Raw genomic sequence first — 26,078 nt, 5'->3', positions numbered from 1 at the left:
CCTTTACACATATCTTCCCCGATGCCTGACCTAGCAGGCGGCACCGGCTCTCGGTGCGGGTTTCCGTTGTCGGGGAACTTGGGGCCTATATAGTAACTTTTGTCAGATAAGGAAAGAGTGAATGCGGTTTCTGAAATCCCTCGCAATTGCGACCCTCATGTCAGCCCCTGTTTATGCAGATGGGAGCAAGGCAGGAGAGTTCGACTACTATGTGCTTTCCCTAAGTTGGTCACCGAATTGGTGTGCCGTCACGGGGGACCAAAAAGGGTCTCCGCAATGCCGGCCAGAGCATGACTTTGGCTGGATCATGCATGGGCTTTGGCCACAATACCATCGGGGCTGGCCGTCTCACTGCTCCACATCCAAGCGTAACCCGCCGCGATCCCTGACTGACTCGATGACCGACATCATGGGCACATCCGGCCTTGCTTGGTATCAATGGAAAAAGCACGGAAAATGCTCCGGACTGTCGGGGGAGGACTATTACGCCCTGTCACGTAAAGCCTATGAAAGCATCACGCGGCCAGAGGTTTTTCGCAATCTCACAGACAGCATCAAGCTCCCTGCGTCAGTCGTCGAAGAGGCCTTTCTCAAGGCCAACCCCCAGCTTGAACCCGACATGCTCACGATCACTTGCATGGATGGCTATATTCAAGAAGCACGTATTTGCCTGTCCAAAGACCTGAACCCGGTGCCCTGCGGACGCGACACCATACGCGATTGCACTCTCAAAGACGCGCTGTTCGATCCGGTGCGATAAGCCAATACCTCAACATACGTGCTTGCGAATACTCACCATTTCAAAACAAAAAACCCGACCTATTCGGCCGGGTTTTTCTAAACGTGTCTTGATTTCTAAGCTTAGTGCAGCTTGCTATCAACATCCGTGATCGCTTCATCAATCAGCTTGTTGCCTTGAGCGGCAGTCATCTGTTTGGTGATCATGTCACTGGCGGCGCCAACGGCGACGACAATGGCTTGATCGCGAACTTCTTTGACAGCAGACGCTTGAGCAGAAGCAATCTGCTCTTCTGCGGCTGCCAAACGGCGTGCAATCGAAATCTTCAACTCTTCCTTAGCCAGTTCAGCTGCGGTTGCAGCTTCGGCCTTGGCGTGCTCGACGATCCGATCAGCCTGTTCCTGAACTTCTTTCTGCTTTCGCTCGAAAGATGCAAGAACTGTCTGGGCTTCTTCCCGCAAGGAACGGGCTTCGTCCAGCTCGGATTGAATACCTTCGGCGCGCTGATCCAGCATACCACCCAGCATGCCCGGGACCTTGAACTTCACCAGAACGGCGATGAACAAGATAAAGGCCATCAGAACAATAAAGTTCGTGTTGTGCAGCGAGAAGAACGGGCCGCTTGCCGCGAATGCGGGGCTGGCGGCGGTCAGAGCGATGAACAGTGCTAGTTTACGCATAGTCTTACCCTTTCATCCGTGCTTCGATAGCAGCAGTCACAGATTTCTCATCTGCAGTGCTACCCATGGCTGCAACGATCTCGGCTGCGGCATCTGCTGCAACAACCTTAACGGCTTCCACGGCACCGGCGCGGACTTCGGCAATTGCCTTTTCCGACTCGGCTGCTTTGGCAGCAATCTCGGCATCCGCTTTTGCGGTTGCAACATCAAGCTCAGCTTGAATCTCTGCTTTGGCTTCAGCAACGATGCCTTGTGCCTGAGCACGTGCATCTGCGAGAGCCTTGTTATAGGCCTGCTCTGCTTCACCAGCTTTCGCCTTCAGCTCTTCAGCTGCAGCGATATCATTCGTAATTGTCCCCTGACGCTCGGCCAGAACCGCAGCAATGCGCGGTAGCGCGATGCGCGACAGGACGAAGTAGATCACGACAAGCGTGACCAAAAGCCAGAAAATCTGGTTGCCCCAGTTCGAGAAGTCGAGCTGCGGCATGCCGGGCGCAGATGCAGCCTCTGCGGCGTGGCCTGCGGCTTCGTGCGTTTGAGTCGCCATGTCGTCCTCCTGGGAACTTCCGTAGGATTACGGGTGGGGCACTATTGCGCCCACACCCGCACGTAAGGATGGTTCCGTAGGATTAGACTGCGAACATCAGCAGCAGAGCAACGAGGAACGAGAAAATGCCCAGTGCTTCTGCAAACGCGATGCCGATGAAAAGTGTCGCAGTTTGCGACGCGGCTGCTGATGGGTTGCGCAGAGCGCCGGAGAGGTAGTTGCCTGCAACGTTACCAACACCGATAGCGGCTGCGCCGGAACCGATTGCTGCGAGACCTGCGCCGATATGTGCCAATTGACCTTCCATGAGTGTATCTCCTTACGATTGGAAGTTAATAGATAGAGTTCAGTTTCAGACCTTAGTGCGACGGATGCAGAGCATCTTTCAGATACACACAAGTCAGAATGGTAAATACGTAGGCTTGGATAAAGGCCACAAGGACCTCAAGGCCGTACATTGCGGTGATCGCGACAACCGACAGCGGGCTGACGACTGCGATGGCTGCAAAGCCCGCGAACACTTTAAGAACCGCGTGGCCCGCCATAATGTTGCCTGCCAGACGAATGCTGTGGCTTACGGGGCGCACGAAATAGCTGATGATTTCGATCAAAGCGAGAATTGGGCGGAGCGCCAAAGGTGCGCTAGAGACCCAGAACAGACCCAAGAAGCCAACACCGTTCTTGACGAAACCAACGATCGTCACGGTCAGGAACACGGCCAGCGCCAGAACAACGGTCACCGCAAAGTGGGAAGTTGTTGCAAAGCTCATCGGCAGAAGGCCAAGGAAGTTGGCGCTTACGATGAACATGAACAGCGTCATGATGTATGGGAAAAACTTGATTGCGTCTTTGCCAGCCACATCTTCGACCATTTTGTAAACAAAGCCATAGGCCAGTTCACCAATCGACTGCGAACGGCTTGGAACGATCGCACGGCGACGTGTACCCAAGACCATAAGGCCGATGATGGCCAGAATGGACAGGCCCATCCACAAGGTCACATTCGTAACCGTGTACCATTCGATTGTGTCACCACCAAACAAGGGTTTCACAATGAACTGATCCATTGGGTGGAATACTAGGCCGCCTGCTTCTTCGGCGTGACCTGCAGCTGTCGCTTCGCTAGACACGATCTTGGTCCCTCTCGTCTGTCTTGGCCTGTTCGGCCAATTGTTCCTCTTGGATCTCCTTGGCGCTGCGCAGCATCGTCTTGATACCGGCCGCGAGACCCAACATTGTAAACAGCACCATAAATATGGGCAGGGTTCCCAACAAGAGATCCAACCCGTATCCGATGCCAAAGCCGATCCCAAGACCGGCTACCATCTCTATCACCATGCGCCACGCCAGATTGGCCGCCGAATAGTGCTCGTCCACACGTGGCTTGGGTGCCTGGGCCAATTTGGCCGCCTCGATCTTCGCCTCCAGTTGCGCAAGGCGCTCTTTCTGGTCGGGATCGGTCACTCTCAATTCCATCATTAGGACGTTGGCGCATTGCTACGGTGCAGCACGCTCTGAGTCAACCGCGTTGACCGCCACAATGAAGACCCCATAATCTTTTGTTTTATATGTATAAATTCTTGAATTCACGACTCGCGTCGAATCCGCCGCAGGCCGCGAAATGCCAAATGGGCCATTTCTCTATATTCAACCAAATGGTTGACGATCAAATGCCTTATCGGTTTATGAGTGTTATGACTGACCCGCTTGATACCGCCTTTGCTGCTTTGGCCGACCCGACACGCCGCGCGATATTGTCAATGCTGCTTGAGGATGACATGGCCGTCACCGATGTGGCGGAACCCTTTGACATGTCTCTGGCCGCAATTTCCAAACACCTGATGATTTTGACCAAAGCCGGATTGATCTCTCAGGAGAAACGCGGGCGCGTAAAGTGGTGCAAGCTGGAGCCGGATGCGCTGCGCCCGGCAAGCGTCTGGATGCAGAGCTTTGGACAATTCGAACCTGTCAATCTGGATGCCTTCGAACGTTTTCTTGAAACTGAACTGGACAACCAAGAGTAGCCACGCCGCGCTCTGTCCTAAGCATCTATAGCGTCAGCTTCATGTGGATAAAGCGCGCGTCGGTACCGCCAACCGCGCCTGCATCTTCATACCGCCGAAACCCCAAGCTTTCGTACAGCGGCAAGGCTTCGACATGTCGATGCAATGCATCCAACCTGACGGTTTTATAATTGAGAGCTCGGGCTTCTTCGATCAGAGCCTCGCCAAGTTTACGGCCCAACCCAAGACCGCGCGCACTATCACGCACATACATGCGATTCATTTCGCCGGCACGCTCGCCTTCTGGCTTGAGCAAAACCAACCCCGCCGGGTCGGCGCCTGCATAGGCAACAAAACACTCGCCATTGGGCGGTTGAAAGAAGTCATCAAAGTTTTCGAGCTGCCCGACGACATCCTGATCGTGAGCATATGCATCAATCTCGCCCACCATCTCGGGATAGCGCAATCGCAGCACGTCAAAAAACTCCCAGATCAACACCTTGACCGCTTCGATCTGCTCAGGTGTCCGTGCCTTCAGTACTTGATTGGTCAAACTTTCACATTGCGTCTCTGTGTCAGACATCACTGTACCCCTATGACTGCGCCGCCATCGTCTGCGTCAATGCACAACATTCCGAATTGCTTTGGTGCCGCCCAGAGATTGCCCACTCGGTCGCTGCAGAGACTATTTCCGATTTTGCGTCAAATCTCAAACGTTTCACAGGTTTGCCCGAAGGCACGCTCTCACAAACTTTGCCGCTGAGCGATAATGCGATGGCCCGGCTGCCTCAGCCCAGCGCCCTGTGGTCCACGCATTGTTCGCACCCTGCATCGGGCCACCATACAGCGCCCCCTCGTCGAGACTGGAGACCAGATTGGACCACTGCGCATGAGCTTGCTCTAACTGTGCACAGGCATCATTCCAGCCCAGCGTCGCATGGCGCACACGCAGTTCGGCATTATAGGATTTCAATTGGTTCCACTTGTATCCGGGCGCTGGAAACGCAACATCCTTGCCCGCCTGACCATCAGCATACCACCCCAAGAACAACGCAATCCAGTGCGCGCGATGCACCACGACATCTTTGATGCTCCAGCCATCGTCGAACGGAACATCGGCCAGATCAGACCCGACACCCGCGAGGACCTTTTGAAGTTTGGCAAACTCTTTCTCTGAAACGGCAAGTAAACCTGCTTTGGTGGTTGCTGCGGGCATGTCGTCCTCCATTTCCCGCATCTTACAAAGAACCCATGGCACAAACGTTGATATTGATCAGTCAGTCCTCGCGGCGCAACAACATGAGCAAGGCCAAAACCGTCATCAACACCCCGAGCAGTATAACGCCATTTGGCATGCCATGGCCCATCCCGATTTCCCAGCAGATCACCCAGCTTGGCACCAAATAGGTATAGGCCATCACCTTGGCGCTCGGCAAATTCAGTGTCGCATATTGCAGCAACACAAATGTAGCAGCCGATGCAAAGAGCGCCAGATAGACCACTGCCGCCCATACGATCATTGGCAACGCCATCCAATCGGTCGCGACGATATCAGACCACCCATAAATTGTCAGAATGACAAATCCAGCGACCAACATGCCGAACGTAAACACGACAGCGGGCTCGCCACGGTTCAGCTTGCGCACCATGGGGGTATAGATCGCGTGCGCAACACAGCCCCCGAAATACAGAATCTCGCCCTGCCCAATTTGGAACCGCAGGAATGCAGAGACATCGCCGCGAAAAATGACCCACACGGCCCCGACGGCGCCAATCGACAATGCAACAGCCATACGCGCCGTTGTGACCTGACGAAGCAACACATACCCAAACCCCGCGGTCATAATCGGTGTCAACGTGAACACTGCGGCCGTACTTACCGGAGCCGCAGTTTTTAGCGCCTCGAACATCAACACAAAGTAGATTGCAAACAACCCGCCAAGAATCACATATCGCCACGGCGCGCGCGCGGCGCTTCTGGGCAGGCCAGTGGTTGCCATCGCAGCCGCCCCAATCACGCAGGCCGCAATCAAAAAACGAACAGCATTCAGCGCGGCGGGTGCAATTTCATTCGCCGCCAGCGCCCCCAAAGAAAACGACCCCGCCACCAGTGCCGAAAACAAGAGCATCGCAAGATGCCCGCGCGCGGACGGCGTCATAGATTCTCCCAGTACTTGGCATTCTCTTTTAGAAACGCCTGAAAGGCTTGGACTTTGGTGGTGCGATGCAGATCGACATGCGTGACCAACCACAAATTGCCATTCCAGTCAGGATCACGCGGCCAAATTTCGGAAATGTCCGGATGCATTTTTCCCATCCATGTTGGCAGGAAACCGATCCCCGCCCCTGCCAAAATCGCCTTTTCGCTCGCTTCGGTATCCGTTGTGCGAAACACCACCTGCTGTCTTGGGACATTATCACTGAGCCATTGTAGAAAAGGCGCGCGGAATCTTGGCTCATCAGGGCCAACAAACCGATGTCGGGCAAGGTCTGGCAGATCTTTGGGGACACCGTGCGCTGCGATATACTCTTTGCTAGCGAATAGGCCAATGGGGAGGGTCCCAAGAGATTGCACAACATTGTCCGGCTCTTTGGGGCTGGGCCCTGCGCGTACTGCCACGTGTGCCTCGCCGTATTCGAGTCGAAACAATCGCGTTCCGGTTAAATAGCGCACGATAATCTCGGGGTGTTTTTCTTGAAAGGCTGTCAGCACCGGAACCAATAGCGCAGACATCGACGCGAGGGATGTGACGACAAGTTCGCCTGTCATCTCGGTGCCTCGACCCTTTATGCGCCCTTCGAGTTGGCCAAATTGGTCATCCGTCGTTTTGGCCACGCGCAACAAATCCTCGCCGGCTTCCGTGGCAGTGTACCCACGAGCGTGGCGTTGAAACAGCTTGACCCCAAGCTTGGCCTCAAGCGCATCAATGTGGCGAATGACTGTCGCATGATGAACGCCAAGAACATCCGCCGCCCCACTGACGGTACCCATACGCGCTACTTGATAGGCCGTGCGAATCTCGTCCCAATTATCCATCTTCGTCTCTGTGCAAATTCAAACAGTATATGCGCATATTCAGAGATTGTGTTTATTTTTGCAATGCCCAATTTCATTCATGTCCCGCCAAACGAAAAAGGATTTGCAAATGACTCACTCCGTTCTCCACATAAATGCATCCGCTCGCCACCAAGACTCTGTGTCTCGCAAGCTGTCCGCACAAATTGTGCAACATCTTAATCCTGCTGAAACGGTCGAACGCGATCTCGCGCATGGCGTCCCTTTGCTTGATGAAGTCTGGACCCAAGCCACGTTTACACCCCCGAATGATCGCACGGTCGCCCAAGCACAAGCATTGGCCTATTCCGACACTCTCGTGGCAGAGCTTCTGGCGGCCGACACCATTGTGATCGGCTCAGCAATGTATAACTTCAATATCCCTGCCAGTTTTAAGGCTTGGATTGATCAGGTCATGCGCGCCGGTGTGACATTTGCCTATACAGAAAACGGCCCCAAGGGGATGCTAGAGGGCAAGAAGGTTATTGTCGCCCTCGCAAGTGGCGGCACACCCATCGGGTCGGAATTTGATTTTGCCACGCCTTATCTGAAATTTGCGCTCGGCTTTATGGGGATCACCGACGTGACCGTCCTAGACAGCGACGGCACGACTGCGCTGACAAAAGCCGCCTAGGTATTACGTAAACGGGCGGGGATATCCCCGCCCGTGCTGTTTAAACCTTGTACCCGTAATCTCCTTCGGGGTCGCGCTCGATGTCGGGGGGATAGTTCGCATGCTTATCCGCATAATATCGCGCGCGCTCATCTCCGTCGGACAGCTTGCCATATGTCAGATACATTGCACGACGCGCCTGATCCGTCGTGTTTGGCCCTGACCGATGCGGCGCATAGCTGTCAAAGAACAACACATCTCCAGGTTTGCAATAGAGCGCCTGCCACTGGGCACCTTTCATTTGGTCTTCGTCCAATGGGGCCCACATTTCCCCCAAGAGACCTTGTTTATGCATTCCCGCGACAATGTCCAACGCGCCGTTTTGTGCCGTCATGGGATCAATCGCCACCAAAATCGAGATATGCAGATCGCCATAGACATCCCAGCCCGCTTGCATATCCTGATGCGGTTCAAACCCGCCCCCGCCCGGCATTTTGCAATTGATTTTGTCCTTGAACAGCACGGCCTCTTCGCCAAACAACTGTGAACACGCCGCAAGGAAACGATCATCCTGCACCAATGCCCCCATTTGGGCGTGATGCGGCACAAAGTTTTCGATGCGGTTCAAAATACGCCCACCATCTGTGCGCGCCGTTTCAAAATACTTCCACTCTTTGCCAATCTCTTCATCACGATTGGCAAGCTCTTGCGTCCAAGCGGTGATGTTTTGCATTTCGTCTTTGGAAAACATCTCTGGAACAAAAAGAAATCCGGCTTCGCGAAACGATGCGACCTGCGCATCACTCAATACAGTTGCCACTGAACTCACTCCGACTCATGCTAAAATTATCGCCACGCTAGTCTCTCTTAAGGCAATCTGCCATGCCTCTGTTTGCGCCAGATCAAGATTTTGGACAGAGGCCCAAATCGACAGCCCTCACAGATCAAGCCACGTCACGGATGCGCCAATTCTTTCCAAGACCGTCAGCAACGCCTCAGGCCGCATTGCCACCGTCCGGTCATTGACCAGCGGATGCATATATATCATGTCGGCATCTTGCGCGGCACGGTCCAAATAAAACGTCACGCCTTGCTTTTGGCCAGTGACCATTGCCAAAGGGCTCACTGCGCCGGGACGAATTCCAAGGTGATCCATCAACCGGTCAGCAGATCCAAAAGACAAGTTCCCGACACCCAAATTCGCCCCCAACGCCTTTAGGTCGATCTCTCGATCTTGTTCAAGCGTAACCAAATGATTTCGTTTTTTCTTGTCGCGCAGATACAGGTTTTTTACGTGAAACGCGCCAGCCTGCCCCCCTGAAATCTCTGCCTCGACGGTCTTGGCATCTGCAACGGTGCGCAAAGGTACGTGCTGATGGAGCTTGTATTCAATGCCCCAATCATCCAATTGCGCCAAAAGCGCATCCGACGACACAGGCAAACTGTTTTGGAAGTCTGTTGATGCGTCCATTGTGTCCTCCTGAAACGGCATAGGCCATGTTTTGCACACCAACTTCGCCGCATGCAATCGCCGAATGCCCCGCTGCGCTCCTGTCGCGCGCCAGTGAATATCCGCCGAAAGCCACGTGAAACAGTGAGTTTCAAGAACATGCTCTCGACATATCGGACGGCGCACCGGATAGTTGCTGAATGGTCGCCATTCTGATGGTCACATAAATAATATGCTGCGCGTATCGACGTTCGGCTCCTTGCGCACCGAAAGCCCACTATGAAAATTGCCCTCTTTCAGATGTCTCCTGCACAGTGCCCCACAGGCATGCTGGATCGCGTCGAGGCCGCGATGCGCGACGCTGCAGGAAAGGGCGCCGACATTCTGGTGACACCGGCATTTTCTCCGATGTACAACAACGCCAGTAGTATCGAAGCCCATTTCAGTCGCGATGATTGGGCCACGCGTTTGACAAGAAGCGCAATATCGATCGGGATAAGCCTCGTGGCTGGCGTGCCGGAACAAGACGGCGACACACATCGCACAAGTGCTTTGATTATCAACCTGACAAACCCCGAAAGCCCTGCAATTTTTCGCAAGGCATATTTGTATGATGATGCGGATCGTACGCGTTTTGTGGGACACGGCCCGTACGTTGTGACGGCAGATTTCGATGGGATCATGACGGGATTTCTTATGTGCGATCAGATCGAGTTTGCCGATAACATACGGCAACTTGCACAGGCGGGCGTCGATCTGATTGTTGTGCCCACCGGGTTACCTCAAACACCAGACCAACCATTTGACGCCCATCACTCTGTGCCTATTCGCGCTGTAGAAAACCAAATCTTCATGGCTTATGCCAATCACGCGCACGCCGAAGGCATCCCCTCGCCCCAAGGGTCTTCGTGTATCGTAGCACCTGATGGCGGTATTCTATGCGCCACACCCCGAACGGGTGATGCGCTGATCTATGCGACGATTGATCCCGCCGCATATGTATCATCCGGTCCACAAAAGGCGTTTGCTTCAGAAATGACCCTTCCCAAACATCTGCATTAGGGGTGAAACACCTGTGCTTCTTGACTCTGTGACGTCCCGAGTCTAAACGCTGGGCCACATCCGGGAGTCTGTCAAAACTTCCGGTCCCATTGCCCTCGGGCAGGGATCGCCCCCCGTCAGCGAGTTTCGCCCACGGGGGCAGTTCTGTATGGGTCTAGCAGTTGAGCGGTTCGTGACTATGTACGGACCATATTGGAAGCGGTTGAAAAGGAACCGAAAGCGATGTTTGAAAACCTATCCGAACGCCTTTCCGGTGTCTTTGACCGACTGACCAAACAAGGTGCGCTGTCTGACGAAGATGTAAAAACCGCCCTGCGCGAGGTACGCGTCGCCCTGCTTGAGGCCGATGTATCGCTGCCTGTCGCGCGTGACTTTGTGAAAGCTGTCCAAGACAAAGCAACGGGGCAAGCCGTCACGAAATCGATCACGCCCGGTCAGCAGGTCGTCAAAATTGTGCACGACGAGCTTCAGCATGTGCTTGCAGGGAACGATGAAAACCCTGGTGAGCTCAAGGTTGACAATGCGCCAGCCCCCATTCTGATGGTGGGTTTGCAAGGATCGGGTAAAACCACAACCACGGGTAAGCTTGCCAAACGGCTGACCGAAAAGAACGGCAAACGCGTCTTGATGGCATCGCTGGATATCTATCGTCCTGCGGCGATGCAGCAGCTTCAGGTTTTGGGGCAACAAATCGGCGTTGATACACTGCCGATCGTGGCTGGCGAGACCGCCGTTCAAATTGCAAAACGCGCCAAGCAACAGGCCACTCTGGGTGGCTATGACGTCTATATGCTCGACACTGCGGGCCGATTGCAAATCGACGAAGTCCTTATGCAAGAGGTCGAGGACGTACGTGACGTCGTCAACCCGCGTGAAACCCTGCTGGTGGTCGATGGCCTGACAGGTCAAGTCGCGGTGGAAGTCGCCGAAGAATTCGACGGCAAAATCGGCATCTCTGGTGTGGTTCTGACCCGTATGGATGGTGATGGCCGTGGTGGCGCCGCGCTTTCGATGCGTGCGGTCACTGGCAAGCCCATCAAATTCGTCGGTCTTGGCGAAAAAATGGATGCGCTGGAAACCTTCGAACCTGACCGTGTCGCGGGTCGTATTCTTGGCATGGGCGACATCGTTGCTCTGGTTGAGAAAGCGCAAGAAACAATCGAGGCTGAACAAGCCGAACGCATGATGAAGCGCTTTCAAAAGGGCCGCTTCAACATGAACGATCTGAAAATGCAGCTTGAGCAGATGATCAAGATGGGCGGCATGGAAGGTGTCATGGGTATGATGCCCGGCATGGCCAAGATGTCCAAACAGGTCAAAGACGCGGGCATGGATGATAAGGTCTTGAAGCAGCAGATCGCTTTGATCCAATCCATGACCAAGCTAGAGCGCGCCAATCCGCAAATCCTTCAGGCCAGCCGCAAAAAGCGGATCGCCAAAGGCGCCGGCATGGAGGTTGCAGATTTGAACAAGCTGCTCAAGATGCAGCGCCAGATGTCCGATATGATGAAAAAGATGGGCAAAATGGGCAAAGGCGGCATGCTCAAACAAGCCATGAAAGGCATGTTTGGGAAAGGCGGCGATATGCCCGCAGGGATGGACCCAAGCCAAATGGACCCCAAGGCGCTTGAACAAGCTGCCAAAGCCATGGGTGGCAAACTGCCGGGTGGTCTGCCTGGCATGGGTGGCGGCATGGGGCTGCCATCGGGTCTATCTGGGTTTGGGAAAAAGAAATAAACTGATGCGCGCCTCACACCACATATCCTTTTGCCAGATGCACACTCTGCGCATTTGCGCGGTGAACGCGACGGCGGTGGTGTGCGTGACAGCACGCACAGGGAATATTTGCGGGGGCGTCGCATGACAACCTTCACCATTCCCACCTTGGAAACGCAACGCCTGATCCTGCGCGCCCCTTGCGAGGCAGACTTTGACGCCGAAGCGGCATTCTATGCTTCTGATGACTCCAAATTTGTGGGCGGCCCAAAGCGCCCCGATGAAACATGGCGTTTGCTGGCGTGCCTGATTGGCCATTGGGCCATGCGCGGGTATGGCTTTTGGGCCCTACAGGACAAAACCACGGGTGCATATGTTGGGCGTGTCGGCTTGTGGAACCCTTTGGGTTGGCCAGAGCCCGAAATCGGCTGGACATTGATGCCCCAGGCCATCGGCAAGGGGTTCGCAACCGAAGCAGCAATAGCGGCCCGGGATTATGCCTATGGGACACTTGGCTGGAAGACGGTGATTTCTTTGATTGATGACGAGAACACCGCCAGCAAGGCTGTGGCAGAGCGGCTTGGCGCAAAATTTGAAACGACATACGAACACCCAGCATTTGGCCCGATGAACATCTGGCGCCATATTTCTGCGGCTGATCTGTCCTCAGGCGGCATGGAGGCCTACGCGTAATGGGTACCCGAAATATTCCGATCATCGAAACCGAACGGTTGGTGATGCGTGGCCCCGAGCCCGAAGACTATCCAAACTTCAAGCATACGTTTGCATCATACCGGTCACGGTTTATGGGTGGTCCGTTGAACGCCTATGAAAGCTGGATGCTCTATGCCGCCGAGATCGGCCACTGGCAGATCCGTGGATACGGGATGTGGATGATCCATGACAAAGAAACCGACGCCACGCTTGGAATGGCTGGCGGCTGGTGTCCGCCAAACTGGCCGGAAAAAGAAATTGCCTGGATTATCTGGCCCGAAGTCGCAGGTCACGGGTACGCACTTGAGGCAACCCATGCTGCGCGCAAGTATTTTTACAACCAGTTGGGCTGGGATGGGGCTGTAAGCTATCTGGAACCCAAGAACCTTGACTCGATCCGGCTTGCAGAGCGGCTCGGGGCCAAGAAAGACAAAGAGGCCGCAACCGTAGACGGGCATGATGTTGTCTATCGCCACCCGACGCCAGAACAGATGCGGTCAAGTCAGATCGCGGACGGGATAGAAATGGAAATCAACCATTACTCCGACCCGATGTTCAAACCGAAAGGCTATGCGCTTGACTGATCTATTTACCTACGTGCCAGCCTCTAAGTACTCGCATTTGATGTCCCATGTACGCTGTGCTGCCCTCATCCAAGGAGACCGCATATGACCGATGCAGTAACCCGCGCAGCCGAGGTTCTTAAGGAACATCGCGAGAGCATCGACCGTCTGGACGCCATTTTGGTGTACACACTGGGCGAGCGATTCAAGCACACCCAAGCCGTTGGAAAACTCAAGGCGGAACACGATCTGCCCCCCAGCGATCCCAACCGCGAAGCCGACCAAATTGCCCGTCTGGAAGACCTGTCAAAAGCAGCGAACCTAGACCCCGAATTCGCCAAGAACTTTCTGAACTTCATCATTCAGGAAGTCATTCAGCACCACAAGAAACATCAAGAATAACACAGATGTCGGCAGGGTACGCCCCGCCAAACAACGCCATTATAGGAGAAAACACCATGGCTATGAAAATTCGTCTCGCACGCGGCGGTTCCAAGAAACGTCCATTTTATCGCATCGTTGCAGCAGACAGCCGCATGCCACGCGATGGCCGTTTCATCGAAAAACTGGGCACATATAACCCACTGCTGCCAAAAGACAGCGAAGAGCGCGTAAAAATGGACATCGAGCGCGTTCAGTACTGGTTGGGCCAAGGCGCACAAACAACTGACCGTGTTTCACGTATGTTGGAAGCTGCTGGTGTTGTTGCCAAAAAAGAGCGTAGCAACCCTGTGAAAGGTGCTCCTGGCAAAAAAGCCGTTGAGCGCGCAGAAGAAAAAGCTGCCAAAGCTGCCGACGCTTCTGAAGAGTAAGCAAGGATCGCTCTGGGATGACCGACTTTACGCCTGATTTCCAGAATGACCTGCGACGACTGATGCAATGGCGCAGAGATGTGCGCCAGTTTCGCACCGACCCCGTAGACGAGGCACTCTTAACCGAGTGCCTCGATGCATTTTTGCTGGCCCCATCTGTCGGCCTGTCCGAGCCATGGCGCATCCTGCGCGTCAACAGCACGACAGCACGGGCGGCGGCGCTTGAAAACTTTCAAACTGCCAATGCCAAAGCACTTGCCGGATACAACGGTGAAAAGGCCGAACTTTACTCCAGACTTAAACTAAGCGGCATGACGCATGCCCCAATTCAGCTTGCTGTATTCTGTGACGATGGCACGCCTAAAGGATCCGGACTTGGGGCGGGTTCAATGCCAGAGATGCGGCGATATTCGGTGGTGGGCGCGATTACGCAGTTTTGGCTCGCCGCACGTGCGCAAGGATTGGGCGTCGGCTGGGTGTCCATTTTGGACCCCGACAAGCTATGCCACGATCTGGATGCCCCAAAAGAGTGGTCACTTGTGGCTTATCTGTGTGTGGGCTGGCCGCAAGCAGCTTCCAAGACGCCGGAGCTTGCAAAACTCGGATGGGAAACAAGACGCGAGTCATTGCCGATTCACACAAGATAGACGCGCCACCTCCGATTTTGCCGTAACAAATATTCATCGATATTCTCGAAACATCTCTGGCTTATGATGCGGAACAGAGGTTACAACATCTCTTGTTTTACTAGATTTATTCAATGCCGCGACACCACGCCCCTTACAACAGCTTGCCTCTATGTGCTGGATGAAGGAAAACAAGATGAACTTTGCAAACAGGGTTTCAGATGACTGAGATGATTTGTGTAGGCGTGATTGCAGGTGCTTTTGGTGTCCGCGGAGAAGTGCGCCTCAAGAGCTTTACCGCCCAAGCCGATGCGATCGCTGATTATGCGCCGTTGATGACCGAAGACGGTCAAACAGAGTTTTCGATCGCAATCACAAGCTCTATAAAAAACGGAATGGCGGCACGCCTGTCCGGTATCTCCTCCAAGGAGGAGGCCGATGCCCTTAAGGGCACCAAGTTGTTTGTCCCACGTGATCGCCTGCCTGATTTGCCAGATGACGAGTATTACTACACCGATCTTGTCGGCCTAGAGGTACGCGATACCGGCGGAACGCTTCTTGGCACGGTCAAGTCAGTCCAAAACCACGGTGCCTCTGACCTTTTGGAAATTCATGCGCCTGGCATGAAAACCACTGTGTTGCTTCCGTTTACCTTGGCTGCAGTTCCGACGGTTGATCTGGCTTCTGGGAGGATCGTTGCCGATCCGCCGGAAGGCCTATTTTAGAATGGTTCGCATGCTCATACATGCCGGGTTTCACAAGACCGGCACAACGAGTGTGCAAAAAACGCTTGCCCACAACCACCGCTTGGTTTCCAGACATATCCGCGTCTTTTTGCGCAGGGACATGATCGCCGTTTGCGAAGCCGCACGCGCATATTCAGCAAGCCGGAATCACTTGGACTTGATCACGTTCTCCTATGAATTCGCGAGTTTTCTGGAAGATCTGGACCCTAATGACGAACGCAACATTTGCATCAGCTCGGAAGATTTATGCGGCCACATGCCGGGTCGCCGCGGACTGCAAACCTATGATGCGGCACCGTATTTGATGAAAGCAATTGTCCACACCATGGAACGTGCGCTGCCGGAAACGCCGGAAACGCTGTTTTATTTTTCCACGCGTGACGCCTCGGGTTGGTTGCGCAGTTGCTATGCCCAGCACCTGCGTGCGGTGCGCATGAAGTTGTCATTGCCAGAATACATGCATGATTATCAAGAATCCGCGAATTTGGCCAAGATTATCGCCATGGCACGGATCGCCGTGGAGCCGCATAAGGTGGTCACCCACGCCCTTGAAGAGTTCAGCCAGACGCGGCTGGGCCCGCTACAACCGATTTCGCGGTATCTCGAGATGCCTCGCCGGATGCAACGCAACCTTGAACTGCTGCCACCCGCAAACGTGTCGTTACCCCAAAGCATCTTGTCCGAGTACCTGCGGATCAATCAGAGTGATCTTGATTACAACGATGTCCGCAAAGCCAAAAATCAGGCAATGCAGCGCTGGCAAGACACGCTGGCCAAAACCCAAGATGCCCCACCAGCCCAAAGATCGTAGGTGTGCGCAGGGCTGGACCTTGACGCAAATTTCAGCGACATGAAGAGTAGTCGCATCGAAAGGTCTTATTGTGTCAGACAAACCCCGCTCTTTTGGCCGTAAATCCATATCGGTGTCCTTAAAGCCACGGGAGTTGATGACGCATAAACCGCGTCTGGCCAATATCTGGACCGCCCGCGTGATCACCCTTTTCCCAGAAGCATTCCCCGGGGTTCTGGGTGAAAGCCTGACAGGGCGCGCGCTTAAGGACGATAAATGGCAACTCGAAACCACCGACTTGCGCCCCTTTGGGGAAGGGAAGCATCGCAACGTGGATGACACACCAGCAGGTGGCGGGGCCGGTATGGTGTTGCGCGCGGATGTCTTGGGGAATGCTATCGAACATACGATGCGCGGCGCACGCGGCAACTGGCCCTTGGTCTATTTGTCACCGCGCGGTCGTCGGTTTGATCAGGCCATGGCACGCAGTTGGTCCAAATGCGACGGCGTCACCCTGTTGTGTGGCCGCTTTGAGGGCGTCGACCAACGCGTCTTGGATCATTACGATATTCAAGAAGTCAGCTTGGGAGATTTTGTGCTGACGGGCGGAGAGATCGCCGCGCAAGCCATGATCGATGCCACCGTACGCCTATTGCCTTCTGTACTCGGAAATGCCGAAAGCATCGAAGAAGAGAGCCATTCAAATGGTTTACTTGAGCACCCTCAATATACCCGCCCCGCCGAATGGAGGGGCCACACAATTCCCGATGTATTGATGTCTGGGCATCACGGAAAAGTCGCCGAATGGCGCAAAACGATGAGCGAAGAGATCACGCGCGAACGACGGCCCGATCTGTGGGAGAAATTCACCAAGGGTGAGAAGTAGACCGCCGCGCAGAGCCCGAACAAGCTGTTAAAACCACGCCAGTGTTCCTGCGGCAAGCAAGACATAGCGCGTGCCCTTGGCAATGGTGACAAGCGCCAAAAACGACCACAGCGGTTCTCGCATAACGCCAGCAACAACGGTTAATGGGTCTCCGACCAAGGGTAACCAGCTTCCGAGGAGCGACCAGCGACCGTACCGCCGGTACCAGTTTTCAGCGCGCCCCAATTTCTGTGCGGAACTGGGGAACCAGCGTCTATCCTGATAGTGCAGCAAAAATCGACCCAAGTACCAGTTAATCAGTGACCCCAGAACATTGCCCAAGGTGGCCACAAGAATAAGAGCACCTACCGGTTGGTTTTGAGCCAATAACAACCCCACCAGAACAGCTTCGGACTGCATTGGCAAAAGTGTTGCCGCGATCAGCGCCGAGCCGAACAGGCCCAGATACGCGATCATGCCAGCCCCTCGGCGATCAATCCGGAACTATGCGCTATTGAGAACATTCAGACTTTGCCCGACAGATGGTTTCTGGAGCGCAATATACATTCTGACGATGTGGTGCATCACCCAATTTTCTGCCCACATATCTGGCTCCCCCACTCCCGGCGCCCAGATTTACAGGTTTTGCAGCAAACATGCTTGCGCCCTTGCTCCGCCCTTCAATCCCGCCTATACAGCGCCGATCTGAGGCTCTTATTGAGTCGTTCGGACGTGCTGTGCATTTGTATATCTTTGTTTTCTTCGGCAAGGGTGCATCGTACAGCGAAAGACGAAAAGAAACGGCAGCTTAACTCTGGCGGGCACTGCGGTGAACCCGAAAGAAGACACAGAGCGCTAAACTGGCACCAACTTCGTGGAACAACCACGAGCATTTAGGAGAATAGCGATGAATCTGATCGCTCAGCTGGAGGCGGAACAAGTTGCCGCCTTGGGGAAAGACATCCCCGACTTTAAGGCCGGAGACACCATCCGTGTTGGCTATAAAGTAACCGAAGGTTCGCGTTCGCGCGTTCAGAACTACGAAGGCGTATGCATCAGCCGTAAAAACGGTCATGGCATTGCTGGTTCGTTCACAGTTCGCAAAATTTCGTTTGGTGAAGGCGTGGAACGTGTATTCCCGCTGCACTCGACAAACATCGACAGCATCACAGTTGTACGTCGTGGCCGTGTACGTCGCGCCAAGCTGTACTATCTGCGCGCACGTCGTGGCAAATCCGCACGTATCGCAGAAGACACCAACTATAAGCCCAAGTCGGCCTAAGGAGCGGTATCATGAAAGCAGACATCCACCCAGATTACCACTTCATCGAGGTCAAAATGACCGATGGCACCGTGATCAAAACACGCTCCACTTGGGGCAAAGAAGGCGACCAATTGGCGCTCGATATCGACCCAACCGTGCACCCTGCATGGACTGGCGGCACATCGCGCTTGCTGGACTCTGGCGGTCGTGTATCCAAGTTCAAAAAGAAATACGAAGGCCTGGGCTTCTAAGCACCGCCTTACCATTTCATGGAAAACGCCGCTTCTTATTCGAAGCGGCGTTTTTCGTTATACCGATGAAAAGCTGCGCACACCTGCCGCCCCAAGCACATCACCAATGCTCAGTTGCGGGGCTTCCGGCGAAATCGCGATAATCTCTTGCATATGTTTATAGCAGCGATAGCCCTGATCCAAAAACGGCCCCAGCACACCACCTTTGTGACGTCGATCATTCAGCTCTACGATGGCGACTTTCGGTTTGAGCACAGCCAGATCGGCCCCTGCGAGGACTTGCGGTTCATGCCCTTCGGTATCGATCACCAGTACATCGGTACGCGTCACGTTCTGATCGGCCAGAATGTCTCGCAACGGGCGGATCGGCACATGCGCTTGTGCAAGGTGCTGCTCGGCATCTTTGCGTTCTTTCAACAGCCCTGCAAGCATCCGATCACGATCAAACGACGCACATCCACGCGCATTTTCGCGATACAATGCCTCGTGATCTTCGGATAAATAGTGCAGCACCATTTCTCCATCCTGATCCGACGCGGCCACATTCAAGAGCTTAACGTCATCCCGCCCCTCATGGCGCGCCTTCAAACGCTTGAAATAGATCGGGTTTGGTTCAAGCAAAACCCCGCTCCAGCCGCGCTCGCTTAGAAATGGATAGAGAGGGTCGGCCATTTCGCCGTCATTCGCCCCAACCTGAACGCAATGCACTTTGCTTTCTTGTGCCAGATCCAAAATCGTCAACGGCAGTCTCAAAAGAAAATGCTTGGTTTCCCGGTTCATAAAAGGTCCCTCACTGAATACTCAAATCTATTGGTGAATTAGTCATGCAATTCGCCCCAAATTGCAACTATTGACCCAGCGCTTGCGCCAGATCAGCCATTAGATCCGGAGCATGTTCAATGCCGACAGAGATGCGCAGCAAATTTTCGGGAATACCTGTATGGGGTTCAATTGTATGCCGGTGCTCAACAAGGCTTTCGACACCGCCCAATGATGTGGCGCGGTGAAACAGATTGAGACGCCCCGCCACTTTAAGCGCATCGTCCCGGCTACCTTTGACAAGAAACGACATCAAAAACCCATAGCCCCCCGTCATCTGCTTGGTTGCAAGCGCGTGGTCTGCGAATGACGGCAAGCCCGGATAAAACACGTCTTCAACATTGGGGTGATCCATCAAAAACTCGGCGACCTGCATTGCATTCGCACACATGCGCTCGACCCGAAGTGGAAGTGTCCGCATCCCCCGCAGCAAGAGCCATGCTTCAAACGCCCCCAAGACAGCCCCTGCTGTCGCACGATCCTGCTTGATCTCATCCCACGTGGCGCTGTGCTCGCGCGTCACAAGCACCCCGCCGAGCACATCAGAATGGCCATTGATCGCCTTGGTGACCGAATGCATGACAATATCGGCACCCAAGGCAATTGGTTGACTCAACACCGGCGTTGCCGCCGTGCTGTCAACGGCCAGCAACGCGCCCGCGGCATGGGCCAATTGGGCAGCAGCAGCCACATCCACAATTTTCAACCAGGGGTTCGACGGGCTTTCCACCCACACGAGATCGACCTTGCGGCCGGCGCATGCCTGAGCGAGCGCCGCAGTATCGCTTGCGTCCACCTCGACAAGCGTCACGTTACGACGTGTGCAATATTCCCTGATCCAATGCGTAGTTCCCCAATAGATGCCGGATTGTACAACAACCCGTCCGCCATTTGGCACCGTCCGAAACAAGGCGGCGATGGCGGCCATGCCTGAGGGGAACAACAACGCCTCGTGGCCCATCTCCATTTGCGCCAGAATTACCTCGGCTTGTCGCGCAACATCGTTGTGATCGCGGGCATAGATATTTGCCGCATTCAGCGGCGCATAATCGCGATCGCGGACAAATGTCGTCGAGGGCTGAATTGGTGGTACGACGCCACCGCTTTGCGCATCAATCGCACCGCCCGCTTGGGCTGTCAGTGTTGAGGGGTGCATGTCTTTGGGCTGCATTCCGATCTCCTGTACGGTACGACATATCTGCGGGAAGAACTCAGGCACTTGCAAGGGTCTATGTTCGCAAGATAGGACAGATCAACCAAATCCGAGGTCCGTAATGTCACGCACAATTCTGTTCAACAAGCCGTTTGATGTGCTTTCCCAATTCACGGACAAAGGCACCGAAGGGAGCACACGCAAGACCTTATCCGCCTTCATTGACGTGCCCAAAGTCTATGCAGCAGGGCGGCTGGACCGTGACAGCGAGGGACTTTTGGTGCTGACCGACGACGGAAAGTTGCAACAGCGCATCGCCAATCCACGCAACAAATGGCCCAAAACATATTGGGCACAAGTCGAAGGGACACCATCTGCGTCGGCCCTCGACAGGCTGCGCAACGGCATCGACCTGAAAGACGGGAAAACCCGCCCCGCCAACGTCAACATCATGGAAGAGCCCGCATTCCTTTGGCCACGCAATCCGCCCATTCGTGTGCGAAAATCTATTCCCGACACGTGGATTTCCTTGACCATTACCGAAGGGCGCAACCGTCAGGTGCGCCGGATGACCGCCGCGATTGGGCACCCGACCCTGCGCTTAATCAGGTACTCCGTTGGTGACTGGACGCTAGACAACATCGCAACAGGAGCGTGGCGCGACGCATGAAGGCCGGTCATCCGCCTTTCCCTACGACCAAACACAACATATAGTGGACATCAATCAGTTCGGGCCGTATCTGGCCAGATACAGAATGCGAGTCGAGGACAGCACACATGGCGCATATTATTGTCGTGGGAAATGAAAAAGGCGGCGCGGGTAAATCCACCATGTCCGTACATATCGCGACGGCCTTGGCACGCGGTGGCCACAAGGTTGGCGTATTGGACCTTGATCTTCGGCAAAAGACTTTTGGTCGTTATACCGAGAACCGCCGCAAGTTTCTGGAAAGCAGCGGTCTTGAACTGGCGGGCCCCGAATATCACGAACTTCCCGAGATCGACTCGAGCGAATTGGCCGCTGGTGAAAATATTTACGATCACCGCCTGTCCGCCGCAGTGGCGCAGCTGGAGCCCGATTGTGATTTTATTCTGATTGATTGCCCCGGATCTCATACGCGGCTTAGCCAAGTGGCGCATTCGTTGGCGGACACGCTGGTCACGCCGCTGAACGATAGCTTTGTTGACTTTGATCTGTTGGCCCACATCGATTCTGATGGAGAGAAAATCCTTGGGCCCTCGGTGTATTCCGAAATGGTCTGGAACGCGCGGCAATTGCGCGCCAAGGCAGGGTTGAAACCCATCGATTGGGTTGTCATGCGCAATCGCATGGGCGCTCAGGCCATGGTCAACAAAGAAAAAATGGGGAAAGCACTGGACCGTTTGGCCAAGCGCATCGGCTTCCGAGTCGCCCCCGGTTTCAACGAACGCGTCGTGTTTCGTGAATTGTTCCCGCGTGGTTTAACGCTTCTGGATTTGCGCGACGTCGGTGTAAAGCAACTCAATATTTCAAACGTCGCTGCCAGACAGGAACTGCGCGACCTTATGAAATCCCTAGAGCTTCCGGGGGTTGAGGTGAATTTTTAGCCCCCTCATAGATTGTGAACAACGTTTGAGGATCGGCAACGCCGCGGACCATATAGCGCCCGAGTGACACCAGATCGAATTCACCACCTTGGGTGGCATCAAAAATTGCCTTGGACACGACGACCCTTTGGCCCAGCGCTTTGTGCATGCCAGCAAGTCGAGCTGTCAGGTTTACCGCTGGCCCGATCACCGTGAAATCCAACCGGTTTTCAGCCCCAATGTTTCCGTACAAAATTTCGCCTGCGTGTATGGCAAGCGTAAAATCGGTCACCGGAAGATCTTGTTCCAACCGAGCAACATTCATTTTTTCCAAACCTGAGCGAAGTTCGACGCCGGCACGCAATGCAGCAAGGCCAGCTTCGGCGGTGTCCTCCTGACCAAACATGGCCATGATGCCATCCCCCATGAACTTGAGGACGTTGCCTCCGTTCGCATGCACGGCAGCAACTGCAAGACCCAAGTATTCATTCAACATATCAACCAGCACGGGCCCTGATGTCAGTTCCGTCAAATGTGTGAAACCTGACAGATCAAAATACCAGATCGTTGCATTGATCGTCCGCAATGAACCGCGCCGGAACTCGCCGGATAATACCCGCGCACCCGCATCGCGCCCAAGATAAACGCGCATCAAATCCTTTGCCATTTGCCGGTTCGAAGCAGATTTCAGCGCCAAGCCAAGCTCTGGCAGCAGTTCGAGCAATAACGCCACATCCGAATCCGAAAACCCGTTTGCACCATCCGATGTCCACGAAATCAATATACCCTCTGGCGGCTGGTCAGGATTTGTCGGAACCTCTGCGTCATCCTTTTCAAACAGGACGGAACTTGCAAAATACTCGGTCGCCCCAAGATCCCTGAGGTCGTTCAGAAGCGGGAACCGGCTTGAATACCCGGGGGCATCCAAGCGTTCGCGCATCTGGGTCTTTTGCGACTCGAGCATGTGATAAAAGGGGCTTTGCAGCCATCCTTGGACAGGCTGGTCAGTGTGTTCGTAATGTTCATGTGACACGCCATCGGCCCGTGTCCAATCAAACCCAATTCCACCAAATTGCGGATGGAATGCGCGCTGTGCCACATGCAGACGTACCAAAGGCACACCAAAGGCCACCAGCTGTTCACAGTACCCTTTGAGAAGAGTTTCCTGATCCGTGCCTTCAAGACCTTGCTGGACGATCCAATTTCCAAGAGAGAGCGCAGTTGCTTTGCACAACAATTCATTTGGCTGAACTTCAATCATTTGGCTCTATCCATACTTGCGGCTGATGACATATCAGGATCCTAGAGGACTTGTTTGACACCAAGCGGTCCAAACGGGTTTCCACACCTAAGGAGTCTATGCCCCCAGCGCAATGTTGCGTAGCTGAACAATGCCTGTGCGCTAAGGATAAAGCTCACTTCTCGCGCAATAGTGATATGTCAACACAGCAGGGTGCTCATGCCCTGTGGGCCATATGCAGGTCGTGGGGCGGACCATGCCCGCCCAACAACAGATCAGGCCTTGCCGACCATACGTTTCAATGTGTCATCCCGATCTATGACGTGATGTTTGAGCGCGCCAACCACATGCAAGACCAAACATACGATGGTCAGCATCGCAAAAGCGCCGTGCATATTGAACATCACCCCTGCAATTGCTTTTGACGGCTCCATCGCCGCCGGAATAGTGAAAACACCAAACACACTGGTGGCGCGTCCTCCGAAATAGGAACCAAACACACCAGTCAACGGCATCGCAAGAACACTGACCAACAAAATCCAGTGCACTATTTTTGCTGACAGGCTCTGCCAAGCGGGCATCGGAGCTGCATCGGCCATAAAGCCTTTTTACAAACGGTAGCCAACGCGCCAGACACCCAATATCAGCAGCAGCACCCCTATCGCTTTGTGCGTTCCAATCAGGGCCCCTTTGTCTGGCCCATCAGGCGCAAATTTTTCCAAGTATATCCCAAAGGCCAACATTCCGATCATTCCAAACCCGATAAACCAGTGGTTAAACCGAGAAACGACCCCATAATTTCCTGCGTGTGCCAAAACGAATTCCTCTTGAATAGATGCTCATAACCGAGCCTGATTTTCGTAATACGGACACCAGCCGTGTTTCCGTCGCACAACAGGAAAATTTATGACTCCATTCCGGCCAAACGCCGTAGCATCACTCTGAGCAAGGCAGCCTCATCCTTGGTGAATTGACTTTCCAAGCGGGCATCATAATCATTTGCGATCTTTTTGAGGTCCTCATAGGCCGCAGTCCCTGCTGGCGTCAAAGTCAGGTATTCTTGACGGCGATCATTTTCAGATCGCTGGCGAACCGCGAATCGTCGGTCCACGAGTTTTTGAACTGCGCGGCTGATTTTGGTCTTATGAATTCTTGCCCGATCCACGATGTCCGTCGCGGTCAGTCGGCCATAAATGCCCAGATGAAATAGAACACGCCATTCCGTACGCAACATTCCGTATTTGTTTTTATAGGCTTGCTGGAACGCAAGGCTGCTTTCTTCCGCCGCTTGGTTCAGCAGATAGGGCAAAAATTCCTGCAAATCGAAGTCATCATTCTTGGCCATTTTCGGTACCTCCCGCTTGTTAGTTACAAAAACAACTATTATCAAAGCAACAACTTTCGACAGGAGCGCGCAAAATGACGACCCAAAAGGTCCCCACCCGAATGCAGATGGCCCCGTCTCTGGCTGGCCCGAACGCTGGCTACATGCCCGGCTTTGGCAACGACTATGAAACAGAAGTGTTGCCCGACGCATTGCCGCAAGGAATGAACAGCCCCCAAAAGTGTAACTATGGACTGTACGGAGAGCAACTTTCGGGCACGGCGTTTACTGCACCGGCGCACCAGAACGAACGGACATGGTGCTATCGCATCCGTCCATCCGTCAAACATAGCCATCGGTACACCAAGATTGACATGCCGTTTTGGAAGTCTGCCCCCAATGTCGACCCCGATGTGACCAGCCTCGGCCAATATCGCTGGGACCCGCTTCCTCATACCGACGAAAAGCTAACCTTTGTCAGCGGCATGCGCACGATGACGACAGCAGGGGATGTGAACACCCAAGTCGGCATGGCGACACATATCTATCTGGCGACCGAGTCGATGGTCGACGACTATTTCTTCTCGGCAGATTCAGAACTGCTTGTCGTGCCTCAAGAAGGTGTGCTGCGGTTTTCAACCGAACTTGGCATCATCGACATTGAGCCCAAAGAGATCGCAATCATCCCACGTGGTCTTCTGTTTCGGGTCGAAGTTCTGGAAGGCCCTGCGCGCGGATTTGTCTGTGAAAACTATGGCCAAAAGTTTGAACTGCCGGGCCGCGGCCCGATTGGTGCCAACTGCATGGCCAACCCACGTGATTTCAAAGCCCCCGTCGCGGCCTACGAAGATCGCGAAGTCCCCTCGACCGTGACCGTGAAATGGTGTGGTCAGTTCCACAAGACCGAGATCGGCCAATCGCCGTTGGACGTGGTGGCATGGCATGGCAATTACGCGCCCGTGAAATACGACCTGCGCACCTATTGCCCCGTCGGCGCGATCCTGTTTGATCACCCGGATCCCTCGATCTTTACCGTGTTGACCGCGCCTTCGGGTCAACCGGGCACCGCGAATATCGACTTTGTCTTGTTCCGCGAGCGCTGGATGGTGGCAGAAGACACCTTCCGTCCGCCGTGGTATCACAAGAACATCATGTCGGAACTAATGGGCAATATTTATGGTCAATATGACGCCAAACCCAAAGGGTTCATTCCCGGCGGCATGAGTCTGCACAATATGATGCTACCGCATGGGCCGGATAAGAATGCCTTTGAAGGGGCTTCCAATGCGGACCTTCAGGCCGAGAAGCTGGACAACACCATGTCGTTTATGTTCGAGACACGGTTCCCGCAGCATCTGACCGCATTTGCCGCAGATGAAGCGCCGCTGCAGGATGACTATATTGATTGCTGGAGCGACATAGAGAAGAAATTCGACGGAACACCGGGTAAGAAATAGGGTTCGGCGCCCTTACCCGTCTT

At 54.2% G+C, this 26,078-nt stretch carries 34 protein-coding genes and 1 pseudogene; 18 read left to right on the top strand and 17 right to left on the bottom strand.

The window, feature by feature from the left end:
• Positions 1–121: 121 nt before the first annotated feature.
• Complete coding sequence (locus tag FAP39_RS02545) at positions 122–760, top strand: ribonuclease T2 family protein (RefSeq protein ID WP_138014810.1); 639 nt, start codon at positions 122–124, stop codon at positions 758–760.
• A gap of 101 nt (positions 761–861) precedes the next feature.
• Here FAP39_RS02545 and FAP39_RS02540 read toward each other — a convergent pair whose 3' ends face one another.
• The 5 genes from FAP39_RS02540 to FAP39_RS02520 form a co-directional block, all read right to left on the bottom strand.
• Complete coding sequence (locus tag FAP39_RS02540) at positions 862–1,419, bottom strand: F0F1 ATP synthase subunit B (protein ID WP_138014809.1); 558 nt, start codon at positions 1,417–1,419, stop codon at positions 862–864.
• Between the two features lie 4 nt (positions 1,420–1,423).
• Complete coding sequence (locus tag FAP39_RS02535) at positions 1,424–1,966, bottom strand: F0F1 ATP synthase subunit B' (RefSeq protein WP_138014808.1); 543 nt, start codon at positions 1,964–1,966, stop codon at positions 1,424–1,426.
• A gap of 82 nt (positions 1,967–2,048) precedes the next feature.
• Positions 2,049–2,273 carry a F0F1 ATP synthase subunit C gene (locus FAP39_RS02530; protein ID WP_138014807.1) on the bottom strand — a complete coding sequence of 75 codons (225 nt, stop codon included), beginning with the start codon at positions 2,271–2,273 and terminating at the stop codon, positions 2,049–2,051.
• Positions 2,274–2,325: 52 nt separating this feature from the next.
• Entirely contained in the window at positions 2,326–3,033 is a 708-nt protein-coding gene (locus FAP39_RS02525) for a F0F1 ATP synthase subunit A (protein WP_138014988.1), read from the bottom strand.
• 55 nt (positions 3,034–3,088) lie between these two features.
• Complete coding sequence (locus FAP39_RS02520) at positions 3,089–3,430, bottom strand: AtpZ/AtpI family protein (protein WP_138014806.1); 342 nt, start codon at positions 3,428–3,430, stop codon at positions 3,089–3,091.
• Between the two features lie 230 nt (positions 3,431–3,660).
• On the opposite strand from FAP39_RS02520, the gene FAP39_RS02515 reads away from it, so the two are divergent.
• On the top strand, positions 3,661–3,990 hold the full coding sequence (locus FAP39_RS02515; RefSeq protein WP_138014805.1) for an ArsR/SmtB family transcription factor: 330 nt from the start codon (positions 3,661–3,663) through the stop codon (positions 3,988–3,990).
• 25 nt (positions 3,991–4,015) lie between these two features.
• Here FAP39_RS02515 and FAP39_RS02510 read toward each other — a convergent pair whose 3' ends face one another.
• The 4 genes from FAP39_RS02510 to FAP39_RS02495 all read right to left on the bottom strand — a co-directional run bounded on the left by FAP39_RS02510 (position 4,016) and on the right by FAP39_RS02495 (position 7,006).
• Positions 4,016–4,552 (bottom strand): GNAT family N-acetyltransferase, encoded by a 537-nt coding sequence (locus tag FAP39_RS02510; protein ID WP_138014804.1) that lies wholly within the window; start codon positions 4,550–4,552, stop codon positions 4,016–4,018.
• Positions 4,553–4,687: 135 nt separating this feature from the next.
• The gene (locus FAP39_RS02505; protein ID WP_138014803.1) at positions 4,688–5,185 is read right to left on the bottom strand and encodes a ClbS/DfsB family four-helix bundle protein; all 498 of its coding nucleotides are present in this window, start codon (positions 5,183–5,185) and stop codon (positions 4,688–4,690) included.
• A 61-nt stretch (positions 5,186–5,246) separates the two neighbouring features.
• Positions 5,247–6,128, bottom strand: coding sequence for a DMT family transporter (locus tag FAP39_RS02500; protein WP_138014802.1), 882 nt, complete (start codon positions 6,126–6,128; stop codon positions 5,247–5,249).
• Positions 6,125–7,006 (bottom strand): LysR family transcriptional regulator, encoded by an 882-nt coding sequence (locus FAP39_RS02495; protein ID WP_138014801.1) that lies wholly within the window; start codon positions 7,004–7,006, stop codon positions 6,125–6,127. Before FAP39_RS02495 ends, FAP39_RS02500 begins: the two co-directional genes overlap by 4 nt.
• A gap of 109 nt (positions 7,007–7,115) precedes the next feature.
• Here FAP39_RS02495 and FAP39_RS02490 point away from each other — a divergent pair, with 109 nt between their 5' ends.
• Entirely contained in the window at positions 7,116–7,658 is a 543-nt protein-coding gene (locus tag FAP39_RS02490) for an FMN-dependent NADH-azoreductase (RefSeq protein WP_138014800.1), read from the top strand.
• 40 nt (positions 7,659–7,698) lie between these two features.
• Here the strand turns inward: FAP39_RS02490 and FAP39_RS02485 are convergent, their stop codons facing one another.
• Both FAP39_RS02485 and FAP39_RS02480 read right to left on the bottom strand, forming a co-directional pair.
• Positions 7,699–8,457, bottom strand: coding sequence for a phytanoyl-CoA dioxygenase family protein (locus tag FAP39_RS02485; RefSeq protein WP_138014799.1), 759 nt, complete (start codon positions 8,455–8,457; stop codon positions 7,699–7,701).
• A gap of 117 nt (positions 8,458–8,574) precedes the next feature.
• Positions 8,575–9,108 carry a prolyl-tRNA synthetase associated domain-containing protein gene (locus tag FAP39_RS02480; RefSeq protein WP_138014798.1) on the bottom strand — a complete coding sequence of 178 codons (534 nt, stop codon included), beginning with the start codon at positions 9,106–9,108 and terminating at the stop codon, positions 8,575–8,577.
• Between the two features lie 258 nt (positions 9,109–9,366).
• On the opposite strand from FAP39_RS02480, the gene FAP39_RS02475 reads away from it, so the two are divergent.
• The 10 genes from FAP39_RS02475 (at position 9,367) to trmD (ending at position 17,002) form a co-directional block, all read left to right on the top strand.
• On the top strand, positions 9,367–10,149 hold the full coding sequence (locus tag FAP39_RS02475; protein ID WP_138014797.1) for a nitrilase-related carbon-nitrogen hydrolase: 783 nt from the start codon (positions 9,367–9,369) through the stop codon (positions 10,147–10,149).
• 222 nt (positions 10,150–10,371) lie between these two features.
• Positions 10,372–11,886 (top strand): signal recognition particle protein, encoded by a 1,515-nt coding sequence (gene ffh, locus FAP39_RS02470; protein ID WP_138014796.1) that lies wholly within the window; start codon positions 10,372–10,374, stop codon positions 11,884–11,886.
• 123 nt (positions 11,887–12,009) lie between these two features.
• Entirely contained in the window at positions 12,010–12,558 is a 549-nt protein-coding gene (locus FAP39_RS02465; RefSeq protein WP_138014795.1) for a GNAT family N-acetyltransferase, read from the top strand.
• Positions 12,558–13,163 carry a GNAT family N-acetyltransferase gene (locus FAP39_RS02460; protein WP_138014794.1) on the top strand — a complete coding sequence of 202 codons (606 nt, stop codon included), beginning with the start codon at positions 12,558–12,560 and terminating at the stop codon, positions 13,161–13,163. The genes FAP39_RS02465 and FAP39_RS02460 overlap by 1 nt, the downstream gene beginning before the upstream one ends.
• 84 nt (positions 13,164–13,247) lie before the next feature.
• Complete coding sequence (locus FAP39_RS02455) at positions 13,248–13,544, top strand: chorismate mutase (RefSeq protein WP_138014793.1); 297 nt, start codon at positions 13,248–13,250, stop codon at positions 13,542–13,544.
• Between the two features lie 56 nt (positions 13,545–13,600).
• A complete protein-coding gene (gene rpsP, locus FAP39_RS02450; protein WP_138014792.1) occupies positions 13,601–13,954 on the top strand; it encodes a 30S ribosomal protein S16 in 354 nt (117 codons plus the stop codon).
• 17 nt (positions 13,955–13,971) lie between these two features.
• The gene (bluB, locus tag FAP39_RS02445) at positions 13,972–14,601 is read left to right on the top strand and encodes a 5,6-dimethylbenzimidazole synthase (protein ID WP_138014791.1); all 630 of its coding nucleotides are present in this window, start codon (positions 13,972–13,974) and stop codon (positions 14,599–14,601) included.
• A 200-nt stretch (positions 14,602–14,801) separates the two neighbouring features.
• Positions 14,802–15,305 (top strand): ribosome maturation factor RimM, encoded by a 504-nt coding sequence (rimM, locus tag FAP39_RS02440; protein WP_138014790.1) that lies wholly within the window; start codon positions 14,802–14,804, stop codon positions 15,303–15,305.
• A 10-nt stretch (positions 15,306–15,315) separates the two neighbouring features.
• The gene (locus FAP39_RS02435; protein ID WP_138014789.1) at positions 15,316–16,137 is read left to right on the top strand and encodes a hypothetical protein; all 822 of its coding nucleotides are present in this window, start codon (positions 15,316–15,318) and stop codon (positions 16,135–16,137) included.
• A 136-nt stretch (positions 16,138–16,273) separates the two neighbouring features.
• Entirely contained in the window at positions 16,274–17,002 is a 729-nt protein-coding gene (gene trmD, locus FAP39_RS02430) for a tRNA (guanosine(37)-N1)-methyltransferase TrmD (protein ID WP_425471389.1), read from the top strand.
• Between the two features lie 27 nt (positions 17,003–17,029).
• Here trmD and FAP39_RS02425 read toward each other — a convergent pair whose 3' ends face one another.
• On the bottom strand, positions 17,030–17,458 hold the full coding sequence (locus FAP39_RS02425) for a YqaA family protein (RefSeq protein WP_138014787.1): 429 nt from the start codon (positions 17,456–17,458) through the stop codon (positions 17,030–17,032).
• A gap of 430 nt (positions 17,459–17,888) precedes the next feature.
• Between FAP39_RS02425 and rplS the strand changes: the two genes are divergently transcribed.
• Positions 17,889–18,263, top strand: coding sequence for a 50S ribosomal protein L19 (gene rplS, locus FAP39_RS02420; protein WP_138014786.1), 375 nt, complete (start codon positions 17,889–17,891; stop codon positions 18,261–18,263).
• 11 nt (positions 18,264–18,274) lie between these two features.
• On the top strand, positions 18,275–18,496 hold the full coding sequence (gene rpmE, locus FAP39_RS02415; protein ID WP_138014785.1) for a 50S ribosomal protein L31: 222 nt from the start codon (positions 18,275–18,277) through the stop codon (positions 18,494–18,496).
• Between the two features lie 57 nt (positions 18,497–18,553).
• Here rpmE and FAP39_RS02410 read toward each other — a convergent pair whose 3' ends face one another.
• Positions 18,554–19,276, bottom strand: coding sequence for an FkbM family methyltransferase (locus FAP39_RS02410; RefSeq protein WP_138014784.1), 723 nt, complete (start codon positions 19,274–19,276; stop codon positions 18,554–18,556).
• Between the two features lie 67 nt (positions 19,277–19,343).
• Positions 19,344–20,486: a trans-sulfuration enzyme family protein gene (locus tag FAP39_RS02405; RefSeq protein ID WP_138014783.1), complete on the bottom strand. Its 1,143-nt coding sequence runs from the start codon at positions 20,484–20,486 to the stop codon at positions 19,344–19,346.
• A 103-nt stretch (positions 20,487–20,589) separates the two neighbouring features.
• Between FAP39_RS02405 and FAP39_RS02400 the strand changes: the two genes are divergently transcribed.
• Positions 20,590–21,138, top strand: coding sequence for a pseudouridine synthase (locus tag FAP39_RS02400; RefSeq protein WP_138014782.1), 549 nt, complete (start codon positions 20,590–20,592; stop codon positions 21,136–21,138).
• A gap of 107 nt (positions 21,139–21,245) precedes the next feature.
• A complete protein-coding gene (locus FAP39_RS02395; protein WP_138014781.1) occupies positions 21,246–22,055 on the top strand; it encodes a division plane positioning ATPase MipZ in 810 nt (269 codons plus the stop codon).
• Here FAP39_RS02395 and FAP39_RS02390 read toward each other — a convergent pair.
• From FAP39_RS02390 to FAP39_RS02375, 3 genes and pseudogenes are all read right to left on the bottom strand, one after another.
• The gene (locus tag FAP39_RS02390; protein WP_138014780.1) at positions 22,012–23,295 is read right to left on the bottom strand and encodes an adenylate/guanylate cyclase domain-containing protein; all 1,284 of its coding nucleotides are present in this window, start codon (positions 23,293–23,295) and stop codon (positions 22,012–22,014) included. The two genes, FAP39_RS02395 and FAP39_RS02390, sit on opposite strands and share 44 nt — an antisense overlap.
• Before the next feature lie 254 nt (positions 23,296–23,549).
• Positions 23,550–24,089: pseudogene (locus FAP39_RS02385) on the bottom strand (cytochrome b).
• A gap of 89 nt (positions 24,090–24,178) precedes the next feature.
• The gene (locus FAP39_RS02375) at positions 24,179–24,619 is read right to left on the bottom strand and encodes a MarR family winged helix-turn-helix transcriptional regulator (protein ID WP_138014777.1); all 441 of its coding nucleotides are present in this window, start codon (positions 24,617–24,619) and stop codon (positions 24,179–24,181) included.
• A 74-nt stretch (positions 24,620–24,693) separates the two neighbouring features.
• Between FAP39_RS02375 and hmgA the strand changes: the two genes are divergently transcribed.
• The gene (gene hmgA, locus FAP39_RS02370) at positions 24,694–26,055 is read left to right on the top strand and encodes a homogentisate 1,2-dioxygenase (RefSeq protein ID WP_138014776.1); all 1,362 of its coding nucleotides are present in this window, start codon (positions 24,694–24,696) and stop codon (positions 26,053–26,055) included.
• Positions 26,056–26,078: the final 23 nt, after the last annotated feature.

The sequence above is a fragment of the Shimia litoralis genome, assembly GCF_005518135.1.
Taxonomy (GTDB): Bacteria; Pseudomonadota; Alphaproteobacteria; order Rhodobacterales; family Rhodobacteraceae; genus Shimia_E; species Shimia_E litoralis.
The sequence above is the reverse complement of the archived record's forward strand: the minus strand, read 5'-3'. Positions and strand labels throughout refer to the sequence as shown.